General features: G+C 71.0%; 14 protein-coding genes. 7 read left to right on the top strand and 7 right to left on the bottom strand.

The window, feature by feature from the left end; genetic code table 11:
• Window position 1: 1 nt before the first annotated feature.
• Together F1734_RS05190 and F1734_RS05185 are read right to left on the bottom strand one after the other, a co-directional pair.
• Window positions 2–931 (bottom strand): acetaldehyde dehydrogenase (acetylating), encoded by a 930-nt coding sequence (locus F1734_RS05190; RefSeq protein ID WP_010594510.1) that lies wholly within the window; start codon window positions 929–931, stop codon window positions 2–4.
• Window positions 932–960: 29 nt separating this feature from the next.
• A complete protein-coding gene (locus tag F1734_RS05185; RefSeq protein ID WP_010594511.1) occupies window positions 961–1,746 on the bottom strand; it encodes a 2-keto-4-pentenoate hydratase in 786 nt (261 codons plus the stop codon).
• Between the two features lie 130 nt (window positions 1,747–1,876).
• Here F1734_RS05185 and kstD point away from each other — a divergent pair, with 130 nt between their 5' ends.
• From kstD to F1734_RS05170, 3 genes are all read left to right on the top strand, one after another.
• Window positions 1,877–3,589, top strand: coding sequence for a 3-oxosteroid 1-dehydrogenase (gene kstD, locus F1734_RS05180; RefSeq protein ID WP_048773443.1), 1,713 nt, complete (start codon window positions 1,877–1,879; stop codon window positions 3,587–3,589).
• A 50-nt stretch (window positions 3,590–3,639) separates the two neighbouring features.
• Complete coding sequence (locus F1734_RS05175) at window positions 3,640–4,500, top strand: MaoC/PaaZ C-terminal domain-containing protein (protein WP_010594513.1); 861 nt, start codon at window positions 3,640–3,642, stop codon at window positions 4,498–4,500.
• A gap of 87 nt (window positions 4,501–4,587) precedes the next feature.
• Window positions 4,588–6,333 (top strand): cholesterol oxidase substrate-binding domain-containing protein, encoded by a 1,746-nt coding sequence (locus F1734_RS05170; RefSeq protein ID WP_040273814.1) that lies wholly within the window; start codon window positions 4,588–4,590, stop codon window positions 6,331–6,333.
• Window positions 6,334–6,366: 33 nt separating this feature from the next.
• Here F1734_RS05170 and F1734_RS05165 read toward each other — a convergent pair whose 3' ends face one another.
• Both F1734_RS05165 and zapE read right to left on the bottom strand, forming a co-directional pair.
• Window positions 6,367–8,940 carry a non-ribosomal peptide synthetase gene (locus F1734_RS05165; RefSeq protein WP_040273811.1) on the bottom strand — a complete coding sequence of 858 codons (2,574 nt, stop codon included), beginning with the start codon at window positions 8,938–8,940 and terminating at the stop codon, window positions 6,367–6,369.
• Window positions 8,941–8,949: 9 nt separating this feature from the next.
• The gene (zapE, locus tag F1734_RS05160; RefSeq protein ID WP_040273809.1) at window positions 8,950–9,918 is read right to left on the bottom strand and encodes a cell division protein ZapE; all 969 of its coding nucleotides are present in this window, start codon (window positions 9,916–9,918) and stop codon (window positions 8,950–8,952) included.
• A gap of 46 nt (window positions 9,919–9,964) precedes the next feature.
• Here zapE and F1734_RS05155 point away from each other — a divergent pair, with 46 nt between their 5' ends.
• Window positions 9,965–10,600, top strand: coding sequence for a TetR/AcrR family transcriptional regulator (locus F1734_RS05155; protein ID WP_010594517.1), 636 nt, complete (start codon window positions 9,965–9,967; stop codon window positions 10,598–10,600).
• Window positions 10,601–10,666: 66 nt separating this feature from the next.
• Here F1734_RS05155 and F1734_RS05150 read toward each other — a convergent pair whose 3' ends face one another.
• Entirely contained in the window at window positions 10,667–11,569 is a 903-nt protein-coding gene (locus F1734_RS05150) for a LysR family transcriptional regulator (RefSeq protein ID WP_010594518.1), read from the bottom strand.
• A 73-nt stretch (window positions 11,570–11,642) separates the two neighbouring features.
• Between F1734_RS05150 and F1734_RS05145 the strand changes: the two genes are divergently transcribed.
• Window positions 11,643–12,695, top strand: a complete 1,053-nt coding sequence (locus F1734_RS05145; RefSeq protein WP_230831689.1) for a DMT family transporter — start codon at window positions 11,643–11,645, stop codon at window positions 12,693–12,695.
• A gap of 71 nt (window positions 12,696–12,766) precedes the next feature.
• Entirely contained in the window at window positions 12,767–13,744 is a 978-nt protein-coding gene (ligD, locus tag F1734_RS05140; RefSeq protein ID WP_040273806.1) for a non-homologous end-joining DNA ligase, read from the top strand.
• Between the two features lie 59 nt (window positions 13,745–13,803).
• On the opposite strand, the gene F1734_RS05135 is transcribed toward ligD, so the two are convergent.
• Both F1734_RS05135 and F1734_RS05130 read right to left on the bottom strand, forming a co-directional pair.
• Complete coding sequence (locus F1734_RS05135) at window positions 13,804–14,307, bottom strand: COG4315 family predicted lipoprotein (RefSeq protein WP_017680923.1); 504 nt, start codon at window positions 14,305–14,307, stop codon at window positions 13,804–13,806.
• Window positions 14,304–15,050, bottom strand: a complete 747-nt coding sequence (locus tag F1734_RS05130) for a flavodoxin family protein (RefSeq protein ID WP_010594522.1) — start codon at window positions 15,048–15,050, stop codon at window positions 14,304–14,306. Before F1734_RS05130 ends, F1734_RS05135 begins: the two co-directional genes overlap by 4 nt.
• Window positions 15,051–15,186: 136 nt before the next feature.
• Between F1734_RS05130 and F1734_RS05125 the strand changes: the two genes are divergently transcribed.
• Window positions 15,187–16,128 (top strand): ADP-ribosylglycohydrolase family protein, encoded by a 942-nt coding sequence (locus tag F1734_RS05125; protein WP_203011404.1) that lies wholly within the window; start codon window positions 15,187–15,189, stop codon window positions 16,126–16,128.
• Window positions 16,129–16,242: the final 114 nt, after the last annotated feature.

Below are 16,242 nucleotides of genomic sequence, written 5' to 3'. Positions count from 1 at the left end.
TTCACGCCTTCACGGAGGTGTTCGAGGGGAGGGCGTCCGCCGAGAGGAGTGCGCGGGCGATCTCCTCGCCCACCTTGGTGGCGGCCGCGGTCATGATGTCGAGGTTGCCGGCGTACGGCGGCAGGAAGTCGCCGGCGCCCTCGACCTCGACGAAGGTGGTGACGGTGGCGTGCCCGCCGGACACGACGGTCGGATCGTCGAACTGCGGTTCGTTGAGCAGACGGTAGCCGGGCACGTACTGCTGCACGTCGGCGACGACGCGGTGGATGGATTCGGCGATCGCGTCCCGGTCGGCGTCCTCGGGGATGGCACAGAAGATGGTGTCGCGCATGATCATCGGCGGGTCCGCCGGATTGAGGACGATGATCGCCTTGCCTCTGCGGGCACCGCCGATGGTCTCGATGCCCCGGCTGGTGGTCTTGGTGAACTCGTCGATGTTGGCGCGGGTGCCCGGACCGGCGGATACCGACGCCACGGACGCCACGATCTCGGCGTAGGGCACGTCCACCACGCGGGAGACGGCGTGCACGATCGGGATGGTGGCCTGGCCGCCGCAGGTGATCATGTTGACGTTGGGCACGTCCAGGTGCGCACCGAGGTTCGCGGGTGGCACGACGGCCGGTCCGACGGCCGCGGGGGTGAGATCGATCGCCCGGATGCCGGCCGCCTCGTACCTCGGTGCGGCCTCCCGGTGCACGTATGCGGACGTCGCCTCGAACACCAGGTCCGGCTTCTCCGGCTGCGCGAGCAACCAGTCGATCCCCTCGGCCGACGTCTCCAGGCCGAGCGTGCGGGCGCGGGCGAGTCCCTCGCTCGCGGGGTCGATACCGATCATCCAGCGAGGCTCGAGCACATCCGAGCGTTGCAGCTTGTAGAGCAGGTCGGTGCTGATGTTGCCCGACCCGACGATTGCGACACGTGCCTTGGCCATGGTTTCTCCTTGCAGTCGGGACCGGGTGGTCACGAGAACGTGAGCGAGACGGAGCCCAGTCCCGCGAACTCGGCGTGGAACTCGTCGCCGGGGCGCGCATCGATCGCCCGCGTGCACGAACCGGGCAGGACGATGTCGCCCGCCTTCAGCCGCACCCCGAAACTGTCGACCTTGCGGGCGAGCCACGCGACCGCGGTGACGGGATTGCCGAGCACCGCGTCGCTGCGTCCCTCGGCGATCCGCTCGCCGTTGCGGGTGAGCACCGCGTCGATGCCCTTGATGTCGATATCGGACGGCGCGACCCGCTGCGTGCCGAGCACCCAGCCGGCAGACGAGGCATTGTCGGCGATGGTGTCCGCGAGGCCGATCTTCCAGTCCTTGATCCGGCTGTCGATCAGTTCGATGGACGGCGCGAACGCGACGGTGGCATCGAGGACGTCGTTCTCGGCGCAGTCCGCCCCGGGCAGGTCCTTGCCGAGCACGAAGGCCACCTCGACCTCCACCCGCGGGAAGCAGTACCGCAAGGTGTCGACGGGCCGGTCCTCGAAGACCTGCATGTCGTCGAGCAGATGACCGTAGTCGGGCTCGTCCACACCCATCATCTGCTGCATGGCCAGGGACGACAGCCCCACCTTGTGGCCGACCACGCGAGCACCGGCCGCGAGGCGACGCCGGATGTTGATCAGCTGGATCTCGTAGGCGTCGACGACGTCGATGTCGGGGTGCCGGGCCACGAGCGGGTCGACGGGGGTACGGTCGCGCTCGGCGGCCTCGAGCTCGTCCGCCAGCCGGGTGCGCAGTTGCGTCGGCAGCATTGCGGTTCCTTCCTGTTCACCGGCGACCGGCATGTTCTGCAACCTGTTTCCGTTCGACGCGTGGTGTGCGGGTGATCTTCCTGGCAGAAGGGATGGACTCACCGCGCCATCATTCTATAACGTGTTCTACATGATCAAGCAGGAATACGACATCGTCGTCGTCGGCAGCGGCGCCGGCGGAATGACCGCCGCGCTGACCGCCGCGCACCGGGGCGCGAGCGTCGTCCTGGTCGAGAAGGCACCGCACTACGGCGGTTCGAGTGCGCGCTCGGGCGGCGGCGTGTGGATTCCGAACAACGAGGTCCTCGGGGCGGCCGGCGTCACCGACACCCCGGAGGCCGCCCGCACCTACCTGCACAGCATCATCGGCGACGTCGTGCCCGCCGGCAAGATCGACACCTACATCGACCGCGGACCCGAGATGCTGTCCTTCGTCCTGGAGCACAGCGCCCTGGAACTGCAGTGGGTGCCGGGCTACTCCGACTACTACCCCGAGGCCCCCGGCGGCCGGCTCGGCGGGCGGTCCGTCGAACCGAAGCCGTTCGACGGCAAGCGACTCGGCGACGACCTCGCCCTGCTCGAACCCGACTATGTCAAGGGCCCACCCAACTTCGTCATCACCCAGGCCGACTACAAGTGGCTCAACCTGCTCATGCGCAATCCCCGCGGGCCGGTCCGCGCCGCGAAGGTCGGCGTGCGGTACCTGTGGGCGCGGGCCCGCAGAAGGCACCTGCTGGTCCGCGGCCAGGCACTCATGGCCGGACTCCGCATGGGTCTGCGTGACGCCGGAGTACCGCTGCTGCTGAACACCGCTTTGACGGACCTCGTCGTCGAGGACGGGGTGGTGCGCGGTGTGCGGGTCGAGTCGGACGGACAGCAGCGCACCGTCCGGGCCCGCCGCGGCGTCGTGATCGCCTCCGGCGGTTTCGAACACAACGAGCAGATGCGCACGCAGTACCAGCGCGCGCCGATCGGCACCGAGTGGACCGTCGGCGCGAAGGCCAACACCGGGGACGGCATCCGCGCGGGCCAGTCCCTCGGCGCCGCCGTCGATTTCATGGACGACGCCTGGTGGGGCCCGTCCTTCCCGCTCACCGGCGGCCCGTGGTTCGCCCTGTCCGAGCGCAGCCTGCCGGGCTCGATGATGGTCAACGCGGCGGGCCGGCGCTTCGTCAACGAATCCGCCCCGTACGTCGAAGCGGTGCACGCCATGTACGGCGGTCGGCACGGCCGGGGCGACGGGCCCGGCGAGAACATCCCGTGCTGGATGATCCTCGACCAGCGCTACCGCAACCGCTACACCTTCGCCGGCATCACGCCCCGCAGCCCCTTCCCCAAGCGCTGGCTGAAGGCGGGTGTCGTCGTCCGCGCCGGCTCGATCGCCGAGCTCGCCGGGAAGATCGGGGTTCCGGCCGCCGCCCTCACCGCGACGGTGGAACGCTTCAACGGTTTCGCCCGGGCGGGCCGGGACGAGGACTTCGGGCGCGGGGAATCGGGCTACGACCACTACTACGGCGACCCGCGCAACAAGCCCAACCCGAGTCTCGGCGTCATCGACAAAGCCCCCTTCTACGCGATCAAGGTGGTGCCCGGCGATCTAGGCACCAAGGGTGGCCTGCGCACCGACGCCGACGCCCGGGTCCTGCGCGAGGACGGGACCGTGATCGAGGGCCTCTACGCGGCCGGCAATGCCAGCGGTCCCGTCATGGGCCACACGTACGCCGGACCGGGCGCCACGATCGGCCCGGCCATGACCTTCGCCTATCTCGCGGTCCTCGATGCACTCGCCCGGCCGGAGCAGCCGGCGGTGCCGCCGGTCTCCGAGACCGTCGAACAGCACTGACCCGCACCCGGCCGCGCCGATCTCCGTCCGCCGAACAGAAAGGCTCATTCGTGCCCATCGATCCCGCCGTCGCGCTCGGCGCCGAACTGCCCGTCCAGGAATTCACCTGGAGCAGCAGCGACGTCCAGCTCTATCACCTCGGCCTCGGCGCCGGAGCCCGTCCCACCGACCTCGGTGAGCTCCGCTACCTGCGCGACGGCGACCCGCAGGTCCTGCCCACCTTCGCCACCGTCGCGGCGACGTTCCACGCGACCGAGCCGCCGAAGGTGTCGTTCCCGGGTGTCGAGATCGACCTGGCGAAGGTGGTGCACGGCAGCCAGGAGGTGACGGTGCACGCTCCCCTGCCGCCGGAAGGCAAGGGCCGCACCGTGACCCGGATCGCCGAGGTGTGGGACAAGGGCAAGGCCGCGGTCATCGTCCAGGAGTCGACGACCACAGATCCGGCCGGTAGTCCGCTGTGGACGGCCCGTTCGTCCATCTTCGCCCGCGGCGAGGGCGGCTTCGGCGGCGAACGCGGACCGTCCGAGTCCGTCGAACTTCCCGGCCGGGCACCCGATTTCGAGGTGGACGTCGCGACGCTGCCGCAGCAGGCCCTGCTGTACCGGCTGTGCGGCGACCGCAACCCGCTGCACTCGGATCCGGAGTTCGCGACAGCCGCCGGATTTCCCGCCCCGATCCTGCACGGGCTGTGCACCTACGGGATCGTCTGCAAGACGATCACGGATGCGGCCCTCGCCGGGGATGCCGTGGCCGTACGGGGATTCAAGGCTCGATTCGCCGGCGTCGTCTTTCCCGGCGAGACACTGAGGGTGCGCGCCTGGCGGACCGGCGACCGCGTGCTCGCGACAGCCGCGGTGGTCGAGCGTGACCTCGCCCCCGCCCTCACCGACGTCGTCCTCACCCTCGCCTGACCCCGTCCTCCCCCAGCACCGCCCTCTCCCAGCACCGCCCTCCCCCAGCACCGTCCCGGCACGGGGCGGTGAGAAAGCAGCGCATCCATGACGATTCGCACCGAACCCCTGCGCCTGTCCCGTCGCGGTTTCCTCGCGGCCGGCGCGGGCGCCCTCGCGGCCACCGCGCTCGGCGGCTGGACCCCCGTCCACGCCGTGCCGGCCGGCTCGTCCGGCGCCACGCTGCCCACCCCGGCCGCCTTCCCCGACGGCATCGCCCTGTACCAGCAGGCCTACCAGAACTGGTCCAAGGAGATCATGCTTGACGCCATCTGGACCTGCGCCCCGCGCAGTCCCGAGGACGTCGTCCGCCTCGCGAACTGGGCCCACGCCCACGGGTACACCATCCGGCCACGCGGCGCGATGCACGGGTGGACGCCGCTGACCATCGTCAACGGCGCACCGATCGACAAGGTGATCCTGGCGGACACGATGGTGCACCTGAACGCAGTGTCGGTGAACCCCGGATCGGCACCCGCCACCGTCACCGCCGGTGCGGGCGCGACGCTCGACGCGATCACCACGGCGCTGCAGGCGAACGGACTCGGCTGGGCCAACCTTCCCGCGCCCGGCGTACTGTCCGTCGCCGGTTCCCTGGCCGTCAACGCCCACGGCGCCGCGTTACCCGCCGACGGCGAAGCGCAGGTGCCGGGGAACACGTTCGGCTCGCTGAGCAACCTCGTCACGGAACTGACCGTGGTGGCGTGGAACGGGAGCGAGTACGCGCTGCGCACCGTCACGCGCGCGGACGCCGACAGCACCGCACTGCTCACGCACCTGGGTCGCACGTTCGTCACCTCGGTCACCCTGCAGGCCGGGCCGAACACGCGGATGCGGTGCCAGAGCTACACCGACATCGACTGGCGCGAACTCTTCGCCCCCGCCGGCGCCGCCGGACGCACCTTCGAGAGCTTCGTGCGCGCTTCCGGGCGTGCGGAGGCGATCTGGTACCCCTTCACCGACAAGCCGTGGATGAAGGTGTGGTCCCTCGCCCCCGAACGGCCGGCCACGTCCCGCGAGGTGTTCGGCCCCTACAACTACCCGTTCTCGGACAACGTCCCCGAGCCGGTCACCGATCTGCTCGGGCAGATGACCGCCGGGAATCCGGCCGTCGCCCCGGCCTTCGGCCAGGTCTACTACAACACCACCGTCGCGGGCCTCGCCGCCACGAACTCGAGCGACATCTGGGGCTGGTCGAAGGATCTGCAGTTCTACATCAAGGCCACCACCCTGCGGCTCACGGAGGGCGGCGGCGCGGTCCTCACCAACCGCGCCAACATCGCGAACGTGATCCACGACTTCACGCAGTGGTTCCATCAGCGCATCGAGCACTACCGGGCACTGGGGCAGTACCCGCTCAACGGCCCCGTCGAGATCCGATGCTGCGGACTCGACCAGCCCGACGACGTGCAGGTCCCGTCCGCCGGGCCGCCGACCATCTCCGCGACCCGCCCGCGACCCGATCACCCCGAATGGGACACCGCGATCTGGCTCAACGTGCTCGGGGTGCCCGGTACACCCGGGATGTTCGCGTTCTACCGCGAGATGGAGCAGTGGATGCGCGGACACTACGACAACGGCGGCGCCACGTTCCGTCCCGAATGGTCCAAGGGCTGGGCGTTCGGTCCCGAGCTGCCCTACACGGACCAGCGGATCGTCGAGCAGGTCCTGCCCGACACCTACCGCGAGGGCGTGCCCGCGGACGAGAACTGGGACTCGGCGCGAGCGGTGTACAACCGCCTCGACCCGCACCGGATCTTCAGCAACAGCTTCATCGACCGGCTGCTGCCCTGACGAGAGGTCGGCCCGTATCCGCACCCCCCGGTGCTACTTGCGCGCGTCCTCACGCGCGCGAGTAGCACCGGACCGCGCGAGCATCGCGCCGACGGGACCCCTGCCCAAGCGGCCCCACAGCTGTCCCAGCCGCACCCACAGCTGCCAGTACGCCACACCCACGACGAGTGACGCCGCGAACGCGAGCCACGGGTCGATGTCCCGCAGTTGCGGATAGACCGTGAAGTGGGTCAGGTAGATGTACAGCGACGACGCGGCGAGCACCTCGGCCGGCCGCACCAGCAGCACCGGCCACCACATCCGCGGCACCCAGATCAACAGGAGCAGCCCACCGATCACGAGCGCGGTGCGCTCGGGTTCGGCGTGGAAGAACCCCGGTACGGTCGCGATCGCCACGGCGGAGACCACCAGCCGTTGCCACCCCGCGTCGGCCCGGGCTGCCGCCCAGCCCAGCGGAAAGAGCCAGAACACCACGTACGAGGCGAGGATCTGACTGGTCGGCATGTCCGGCCCGAGCACCTCGTACCGGGTCAGCAGCCCCAGGCCCACCAGTCCGAGCGGGAACGCGAACGGGAATCGTCGCTCGTGCCGGTCGAACCACGGAACGGCGAGCAGCAGAGCCACCGCGACCAGCGCGTACACCAGTGCCTCGACGAACCAGTACCGCCACTCCCTCGTCCAGGCGGGCGGTCCGAACACCCCGTTGAGCAGCAGCACACTCGACCAGCGGTACTCGCCGGTGATCACGTGTACCGCGCCGATCCACACGGCGGCGGGTGCGGCGACCCGCGCGACACTGAGCAGGGTGGTGCGCAGCCGTTCGGCGCGAGGCTTGGGCAGCTGGAACCGCGCGTAGTTGTAGCCCGCGGCGGCGAGCAGCACATGCGCTCCCCCCACGAGGGCGAACAGGTGCAGGTGCGAGCCGACGATGAACACGATCGCCACGGCACGGATGAGCACGTTGGTCTCGACGGTCCGCCAGCCTCGCGGTGTCCGGCGCGACGACGGGCTCAGCTCGCGCAGCGGCGTCGTCGGCCAGTCCGCGGGCAGGTGCCCGAGCAGCCGCTCGAGCCGCACCGACATGCGCACGTACGACAGCGAGTCGCCCCCGAGGCCGACGAACGTGCTGTCGTCGGTGACGTCGTCGCGGCTGAGTACGTCCGCGTAGAGCTCCCGCAGTTGCCGGAGGTCGGCGGCCCGAGATTCGGGGGCCGGCCGCGGCGGCACCGGGGTAGCGCCCAGAGCGGCGACAGCGCGGTAGTCCGGTTTGCCGTTCGGTGTGCGGGGCAGCTCGGCCACGACGCACACCCGCACCGCGGACTCGGGCAGTCCGCTCGCGCGCGCCGCGACCGCCCGTACGTGCGCGGCGTCGGCGGACTCGACGGCGACGATCAGTTCGTCGTCGCCGCCGGCGCAGCACGCGGCGAGTTCGTGGCGCGTGAGGACGGATTCGATGCGTTGCAGATCGATGCGAAGACCGAACAGCTTCGCGAAGCGCGATCGACGGCCGACGATCCGGTACAGCCCGGCGTCGGTGCGGACGGCGAGATCACCGGTGCGCAGTTCGTCGACGGTGCGCCCCAGAGCCAGATCGGACGGGTCCGTGGCATAGCCGAGCATGACGTTGGGCCCGGTGTAGACGAGTTCGCCGGCACCGTCGCCGGCCTCGGGCACGGGGTCGATGCGGAAGGCGCCGCCGGGGACGGGGACGCCGATCGTGTCGGGGTGCTCCGCGGCGAGATGCGGGGGCAGGTAGGCCATGCGGGCGGTGGCCTCGGTCTGCCCGTACATCACGAAGAACCGCCACCCGCGGCGATGGCCGAGGCCGACGTAGCGGCGGACGCGGTCGGGGTCGAGGCGACCGCCGGCCTGGGTGACGTAGCGCAGGTGCGGCAGGGCCATGTCCGCGAAACCGACACGGTCGAGCAGGTCGAAGGTGTACGGCACGCCGGCGAGTGCACTGATCCGGTGCCGGTGCACGAGGTCCCAGAATCCGGGGTCGGTGACGGACCGGTCGGTGAGCACGACGCCGGCGCCCCGCAACAGGTGGCTGTGCAGCACCGACAGCCCGTAGCAGTAGTGCATCGGCAGCGTGGTGATCGCGCGGTCGGTGTCGCGGATGTCGAGGTAGTCGGCGATGGCCTCGGCGTTGGCCTGCACGTTGCGGTGCGACAGGCGGACGAGCTTGGGCGAGCCGGTCGAGCCGGAGGTGCTCAACAGCAGCGCCAGGTCGGGGTGCAGGTCGTGGCCGGTGCCCTCGGCGAGTTCCTCCAGGCGGCCGCCGTCGACGACGACGTCGGGCCGGTACGCCTCGATCGTCGCGGCGAGGGCGTCGGGCCGGTCGCCGGGCACGAGCAGGACGGGATGGCCGGCGGACAGCGCCGCCAGGTAGGCGACGATCGCGTCGACGGTGTTGGCTCCGACGACGAGCACGAGCCGGCGGGTGGTGCCGAGTCGGTCGGCGATGCCGGCGACCCGCTCGGCCAGGTCGCGATAGGTGATCTCGGCGCCGTCGCAGACGAGTGCGGTCCGTTCGCCGTGCTCGGCGAGGCGTCGGACGAACGGAACCGTCGGACAGTCGACGAGCTCGGTGGAACGTGGTGACACCGCGGCAGTCTATAAGGTTTGGCTGTCCTGAATCCAGGCTCGGGCGGGTTCGCGGAGCAGGGCGAGGCGGCTGAGCAGCCGGTCGACGTCGGGTTCGGCGGGGACGGACGTCGCGAAGTCGGCGCGCGCGACGGTGGCGCACACGGTGAGCCGAACGCCGGCGTCGCACAGCACATCGACGACGTTGCCGAAGCGGCGCAGGGCGTCCGGGTCGACCTCGCGCAGCGGCGGGACGCCGGTGACGATCCACTCGGGGTGGTCGCGAAGGACTGCGAGGTAGTCGGCGGGCGCGGTGGGCGCGCAGCACAGGTCGGCGAAGTCGAACCAGACGACGCCGCCGCGCACGGCGAGCGCAGGCAGAGCCCGGCCCGACGGCCGCAGCGTTCGCCGCTCCCCCGGTTCCGGCAGGTCGAGGACGCCGGGCGAGAGGAACTCGCCCGACCCGAACCCGCCGTCCGGTGCGGGCGCGGCCGTGCGGCGACGGTCGATCGGCCCCCCGACCTCGACCACCTCCATCCGGCGTTCGAGCAGGACGATGGTGGGTTCGAACAGGTGGTGGAACAGGGGGTTGGGCAGCAACCCCGACGGCGGATAGTTGGAGGTGGCGACGAGCGCGACGCCCCGTCCGAGGAGGGTGCGCACGGCACGCGCGACGAGCATGCCGTCGCCGATGTCGTGGACGTGGAACTCGTCGAAGCACAGCACGCGGGCGTCGCCGACCGCGGCATCGACGGCGTCGTCGATCGAGCCGAGTCGATGCGCATGCGCATGCAGGGCGGTGAAGAAGCCGTGGAAGTGGTGCCGTCGCGCGGGCACGGGCACCGTCTCGAGAAACCGGTCCATCAGCCACGTCTTGCCCCGGCCGACCGGCCCCCACAGGTAGACGCCCGACGGGGAGGCCCGCCGGGCAGCGAGATCGCCACCGAGCCGATGCAGCGCCTCCGCGCCGGCGCGCTGGTGCGGATCGTCCACCGTCATCCTCCTCTGCACGTGCCGGGGACTCTACATGTGTAGAGTTCCGGGCATGGCCCGCAGTCCCGATCGCCGCGCCCTGATCGCCGAGACCACCCTCGACCTGATCGCCCGTGACGGACTGCGCGCCCTGACCCACCGGGCGGTGGACCGCGCCCTCGACCTTCCCGACGGTTCGTGCTCGTACTACTTCCGCACCCGCAGCGGTCTGATCGATGCGGCCGTGCGCCGTCTCACCGAACGCTCCCGTGCCGAGTTCGCACACTCCGGCCTCACCCGGCCACCGGCCCCGATCGACGTCGACGCCGCCGCGCGAGCGGTCGCGACGGTGCTCGACCACAACCTGAGCCACCGCCGCCGGGATCTGCTCGTGCGGTATGCCCTGGCCACCGATCCGACCATCGCCGCCGAACAGCGCGCCGCCCTGGCGACCTCTCTGTTCTCCCGCGAGGCCGCGCGCGGCCTCGCGCTCGCCTGCGAAGCCGAGGACGCCGACGGCGCAGCCGCCGATCTCGTGAGCCTGGCCGAGGGACTGACCGCGGACCGGCTGCTCGGCGCCCGGTCGCTGGACGGTGTCACCGCCGGCACGGAGGAGAGCGTCGCGCTACTGGCCCGGCCGATCGCGGTGTTCCTCCGGGGCCTGCGCCCCGAGCGGGACGTCGGCACCTGCGGATGCACGCGCACGTAATCGATTGCGGCAGGCGAGAACCGGAGGTGGACGCACCGGGATCGCGGAGGCGGTCCATTGGCACACTCAGGTACCGATCCCGGCAAACGACTCGCTGAGCGCCGCGATACCGGCGCGCACCGCGGGCCGGTCGTTGTCCCGGCGCCGGAGGGCGTAGATCTCCCGCTCCAACGTCGGCCGTACGGGCACGATCGCGATCGTCTCCGGCACCCACACCCGAGCCAGGCGCGGCACCAGTGCGGCGGCGAGGCCGTGCGCGACGAACTCGAGCTGGGCAGCGAACTCCGGCACCTCGTAACGGACCCGGGGCTCGACGCCCCGCTTGCGCAGCGTCTGGACCAGCCAGGTGTGGAAGACGGCACCCTTCGTCCAGGTCGTCCACGGCATCTGCGCGATCTCGTCGAGATCGACGTAGTCCCGGTGCGCCAGAGGATGATCGATCGGAAGCGCAACGTCGGCGGAATCACGGTGCACGAGCGTGCATACCGCCGCTTCGGGGAGCTGGAACGGCATCGTGACCCAGCTGTCGACGACGGCCAGATCCAACTCGCGCCGAACAACCGCAGGGACGAGTTCCTCGGTCTCACCGACGACGAAACCGATCCGGAGTCCGGCGTGGCGGCGCTGCAGGGCGGCGATCGCCGCCGGAGCGACGACCCGGCTCGCCGACGCGAACGACCCGATCCGCAGGTCTCCGACCACGTCGCGCTCGAGGGACACGACCTCCGATTCTGCTTGCGCCAGAAGGGATATCACCTCTCGCCCACGGCGCGCCAGCAGGCGGCCCGCATCGGTGAGCTGCACTCCGCGACCGGACGGCACCAGCAGCGCCACACCGACCTCGCGCTCGAACTTGTGCAACTGCTGCGATACCCCCGACGGGGTCACATGCAGGGCCTGCGCCGCCGCACTGATCGAGCCGTACTCGGCGACCGCACACAGGGCCCGGAGGCGCTCGACGCTCAACACGGTAGTAACTCTACCGATTCATCGGCACGAATATTTACTTGTGCTCACGGGTCGGCCCCTCGAGAATTCGAGCATGACCTCCGGACCGCGCCTGCCGCCTGTGCTCGTCGCCCGCCCCCGCTTCACCGTCACCCCCGTGGATCCGCGGGTGACGGTGCTGGCAGGTGCCGCGGCGACGTCGCTGACGGCCGGCCTGATCAAGCTCTCCGGGGTGTCGCCGGCGACATCGACCCTCTTCCGGTGCGCATTCGCTCTTCCCGTACTGGGCCTTCTTGCGCTGCAAGAGATTCGGCGACACGGAGGCATTTCACGCCGCGTGCTCGCCACCCAGGCGCTCGGCGGCGCGATGCTGGGCATCGACTTCGCGCTGTGGGCACGATCGATCGAGATGATCGGTGCCGGAATCGCCACGGTCGTCGTCAACGTCCAGGTCGTCGTCGTCCCGCTGCTGGCGTGGCTGGTCTTCCGCGAACGGGTTCCGGTGCGCTTCGTCCTGGCGGTTCCCTTCCTGTTCGCCGGTGTCGCGCTCGCCGGTGGAGCCCTGTTCGGCGGCGGCGAGACCGATCGGTCGATGTGGGGAACACTGCTGGCACTGGCCGCAGGCCTCGCGTACGGCACCTACCTCTTCGTCGCCGGTCGGGCGGGTTCGGAACGAAGAGCCTCCTCGCAGGTGTTCGTGTCGACTCTCGTCGCCGGCGTCGTCGGCACTTCCGTCGGCTCGCTGTGGGGCCCGGTCGACCTCACCCCCGGTTGGCCCGCCCTCGGATGGCTGGCGATGCTGGCGCTGAGCGGCCAGGTGCTCGGCTGGGTCCTGATCGGAATCGGCCTCCCCCGGCTCCCGTCCGAGGTCGGCGCGACGCTGTTGCTCGCTCAGCCCGTGCTGGCGATGGGGGTGGCGATCGCCCTCGTGCACGAGCGCCCCACTCTCGTCCAGTCGATCGGATGCGCGGTCGTGGTCGCCGCCGTCTGGTTCGTCAGCCGCGCACCGGCGACCCCCGAGCGGCACGACCGGCAGGCGCCACCCCCACAAATCGATCCCATCTCGTTATCCACCCGCCCCCGCGCCGTGTGCCCACCCGCCGACCTGGGGGCACGCCGCGGCGCACAGCAGAGTACATCGGTGTAATTCTCTGTGGCCCAGCGCAATTCTGCACTCGAGGGCTGCACATCGCGCTGCCGCACCGGATAATCCCTACCATGCCCCCAGCCCGCGCCTCCGTCCCGGCGCCGATGCTCGCCACCGCCGGCCGCCCGCCGATCGGCACCGGATGGGCGGTGGAGATGAAGTGGGACGGCGCACGCACGGTGGCGATGTGCGACGGCGAGCGGTGCCGGCTCCACAGCCGCAACGGCAGGGACGTCTCCGGGATCTACCCGGAGCTGACGATCGCGCTGTCGGCGCTGGCTCGCGGCCGTCCGACGGTCGTCGACGGCGAAATCGTCGCGCCCGACCCGCGGACCGGGGCGCCGTCGTTCCCCCGGCTGCAGAGCCGCATCCACGTGGCGAAACCGACGGCCGCGCTGATCAGGACCACACCCGTGGAGTTCTACGCGTTCGACCTGCTCGCGCTCGACGGCGCACCGACGACCGGGCTGCCGTACCTCGAACGCCGTCGCCGGCTGGTCGACCTGTCGATGTCCGGTCCTCTGGTCCGCACCCCACCGCACTGGATCGGCACCGATACGAAGATCCTGCTCGACCTCGCCCGCGACCACGGTCTCGAAGGCATCGTCTGCAAGCGGACCGACTCGACCTATCAGCCGGGACGCCGGTCCCCGGCATGGATCAAGACGGCGCTGCGCAGGAACACCGAGGCCGTCGTCGCCGGGTGGTTGCCGGGCACCGGTCCGCACCGCGCCACCTTCGGGTCCCTGGTCCTCGGCGCCCACGACGACGACGGTCGTCTCGTCCACATCGGCAACCTCGGCACGGGCTTCACCACCGCGGGGCGACGGGCCCTGTGGGAGCGGCTCGACGAACTCGAGCGGCCCACCTATCCGTTCGACGTCACGCCGCCGGCCCCCGTCGTCCGGGCCGCCCGGTGGGCCGAACCCGTACTGGTCGGCGACGTCGAGTACCGGGAGTTCACGGGCGACAGTCTCCGGCACCCCAGCTGGAAGGGGTTGCGACCGGACAAGGAGCCGGACGAGATCCTCGTTCCGCCGCTGCCGTAGCGCCGCGGGATCTCCCGGACGCGTCGTCCACCGTCACGGCGGCCGGTGGTGACCTCGGGTCACGGGAGTGGGACGCCGACCTCGTCGACCGCCAGCCACAGCCCGCCGAACTCCTCCACCCGGTGGCACAGCACCTGCCCGGGTTCCTCGTCGGCATAGAAGTACAGCGGATGCCCGGCGTACGTGACCTGGGTGGTCCCGTCGGAGCGCGCCGTGGTCCCCAGCAGTGCCTGGTCGGCGTCGCCGGCCGCGACGGGGGCGCCGACGGTGAGGACCGGCGGCCACGCCACGGCGCAGTCCCCGTAGCAGTCGGGAACCGTGCCCACCTCCCGGTCGAAGATGTAGATCGCCTGGTCCGTCCGGTCGAAGAGCATCTCACCGAGGGGACCGTTCGCCGTGGTGACCACCGTCGACTCTCCGGCCGCGGTCACCGCGGGGCCCGACGCCGGGGCGGCATCGTCGGTGCTGTCGTCCGTCGCCGCACAGGCGGTGGCGACGAGCATCGCGAGCGGGAGGATCGCGCACCGCGCGGCAGGGGCACGCCCGCCGAGTCGCGCCGTCACCGGTGCTCGGGATTCTCGAACGAAGGATGACAACCGGCATCCCACAGGGAGCGTTGATTGCCCCCGACTGGAAAACCGCCGGCCCGCACGAGCAGCGCGGCGGTGTGCATGAGGTTGTAGGTCATGAAGGCGGTGTTGCGGTTGGTGAAGTCGTTCTCCGGACCGCCCGACCCCGGATCGAGGTATGACGGGCCCGGACCGGCCTCCCCGATCCAGCCGGCGTCGGCCTGCGGCGGGATCACGTATCCGAGGTGCTGCAGGCTGTAGAGGATGTTCATCGCGCAGTGCTTGACGCCGTCCTCGTTGCCGGTGATCAGGCAACCGCCGGCGCGACCGTAGTACGCGTACTGGCCGTGCTCGTTGAGCAGCGACGAACAGCCGTAGAGACGTTCGACGACCTTCTTGGTGACCGACGAGTTGTCACCCAGCCAGATGGGGCCGGCGACGACGAGGATGTGCGCGGCGAGGATGCGCTCGAACAACTGCGGCCATTCGTCGCTCGGCCACCCGTGCTCCGTCATGTCGGGGTACACGCCCGTCGCGATGTCGTGGTCGACGGCCCGGATCTGGTCCACCCTGACGCCTTCCCGTTCCATCAGCGCCACACTGCGATCGATCAGCCCCTGCGTATTGCTGGTCTCGGGCGACCGTTTGAGTGTGCAGTTGACGAACATGGCGCGCAGCCCCTCGAACCGGCGCGATCCGTCCGTGCCCTGCAACCCCTCGAAAGCCGGTTCGGTCATGGGTCCTCCCACACGAGATCCGCACGCCCACGATAGACCGCGACGACTGCCCACGGAAGCGGTTCCGCGTCCGTCCTGCTGCCGGCGACCTCCGGTAACGTGCGGAACATCTGGCCCAGGGAAGGGACCGGCTCCGGTGACGGACGAACTCGACGCAGCCCCCTACCGCGACCGGATCGCGGCCGCACTGACCACGTACGCCTGCGGAGACGCGTTCGGCGTCCCCTGGGAGGGCGCGGACTCCGCGGACATCGATCTCGGGACGGCGGCAACCCTGCCCGTCCGGCCGGGCCGGCCCCGGGGCGCGACGTCTTACGACACGGCGCTCACCCTCCTCGTGGCCGAGGTGCTGACGACGACCTCGAACGAGGACCCGGGCTCGAGGTTCCTGCGTCTGCTCAGCGAGCGCGCCGAGACCGTCCCGGGCCTGGGGCCCTCCACACTGGCCGCGATCCGGGCCTTCCGCGAATCGGGCCGGCGTCCCGAGACCGGTGGCGACACGAACGGCGCTGCGATGCGGGCTCTTCCGGCCGGTTGGGCGGTTCCGGTCGACGAACCGGATCGCCGGCGCGCACTCAGCCTGGGTCTGTCCCGGGTGACGCATCCGTCACCGGACGCGCAGTGCGCGGCAGCGGTGATCTCGGCGTGCGCCTCGTGGTCGCTGGAAGGCGCGGACGCGCAGCGGTTGCTCGAGGTGGCCCGCGACGAGGCGCGCATCGCGACCGGGGAATTCGGTGGTGGCCGTCGTCTGGGGGACCTCCTCGCCGCGGTCGCGACGGACCGCTGGAGCGCCGCCCCGTCGGGCGTTTCGCTCGAACCGTACGACACCGTCGCCGCCGTGCTGCACTGCATCGTCACGGCGCGGTCGCCGATCGACGCCATGCGCGCCGCCGTCGCGCTCGGCGGGGACACCGACACGGTCGCCGCCCTCGCAGGCGGTCTGCTCGGTGCCGGATTCCCGTCCGCGGAGGCAGCGCTCACGCAGATCCCCTGGTCGTCCGCGGTGCTGCTGCCGGACGCGGCCGTCGTCACCGGATTCGCGACCGGTCTTGCCGCGGCGCGAGCCGCCGGCCGGTAGACCGCCGGTCACAGGACGCGGTCTCGGTGCGGCGCCGCCGGCCGGGAGGCGAAGGCGCCGCGGCGTTCGTGCCGGTGTCGTCCATGACGGTCGACGGGAACGGGTGTGGCGTCT

This window comes from Rhodococcus ruber (genome assembly GCF_016804345.1).
Taxonomy (GTDB): Bacteria; Actinomycetota; Actinomycetes; order Mycobacteriales; family Mycobacteriaceae; genus Rhodococcus; species Rhodococcus ruber.
This window is presented reverse-complemented; position numbering and strand designations above follow the sequence as displayed.

Excerpts from the sequence above, each read along its gene's own strand:
- F1734_RS05190 (WP_010594510.1), bottom strand. The coding sequence starts at position 931 with ATGGCCAAGGCACGTGTCGCAATCGTCGGGTCGGGCAACATCAGCACC.
- F1734_RS05185 (WP_010594511.1), bottom strand. The coding sequence starts at position 1,746 with ATGCTGCCGACGCAACTGCGCACCCGGCTGGCGGACGAGCTCGAGGCC.
- kstD (WP_048773443.1), top strand. The coding sequence starts at position 1,877 with ATGATCAAGCAGGAATACGACATCGTCGTCGTCGGCAGCGGCGCCGGC.
- F1734_RS05170 (WP_040273814.1), top strand. The coding sequence starts at position 4,588 with ATGACGATTCGCACCGAACCCCTGCGCCTGTCCCGTCGCGGTTTCCTC.
- zapE (WP_040273809.1), bottom strand. The coding sequence starts at position 9,918 with ATGACGGTGGACGATCCGCACCAGCGCGCCGGCGCGGAGGCGCTGCAT.
- F1734_RS05155 (WP_010594517.1), top strand. The coding sequence starts at position 9,965 with ATGGCCCGCAGTCCCGATCGCCGCGCCCTGATCGCCGAGACCACCCTC.
- F1734_RS05145 (WP_230831689.1), top strand. The coding sequence starts at position 11,643 with ATGACCTCCGGACCGCGCCTGCCGCCTGTGCTCGTCGCCCGCCCCCGC.
- ligD (WP_040273806.1), top strand. The coding sequence starts at position 12,767 with ATGCCCCCAGCCCGCGCCTCCGTCCCGGCGCCGATGCTCGCCACCGCC.
- F1734_RS05130 (WP_010594522.1), bottom strand. The coding sequence starts at position 15,050 with ATGACCGAACCGGCTTTCGAGGGGTTGCAGGGCACGGACGGATCGCGC.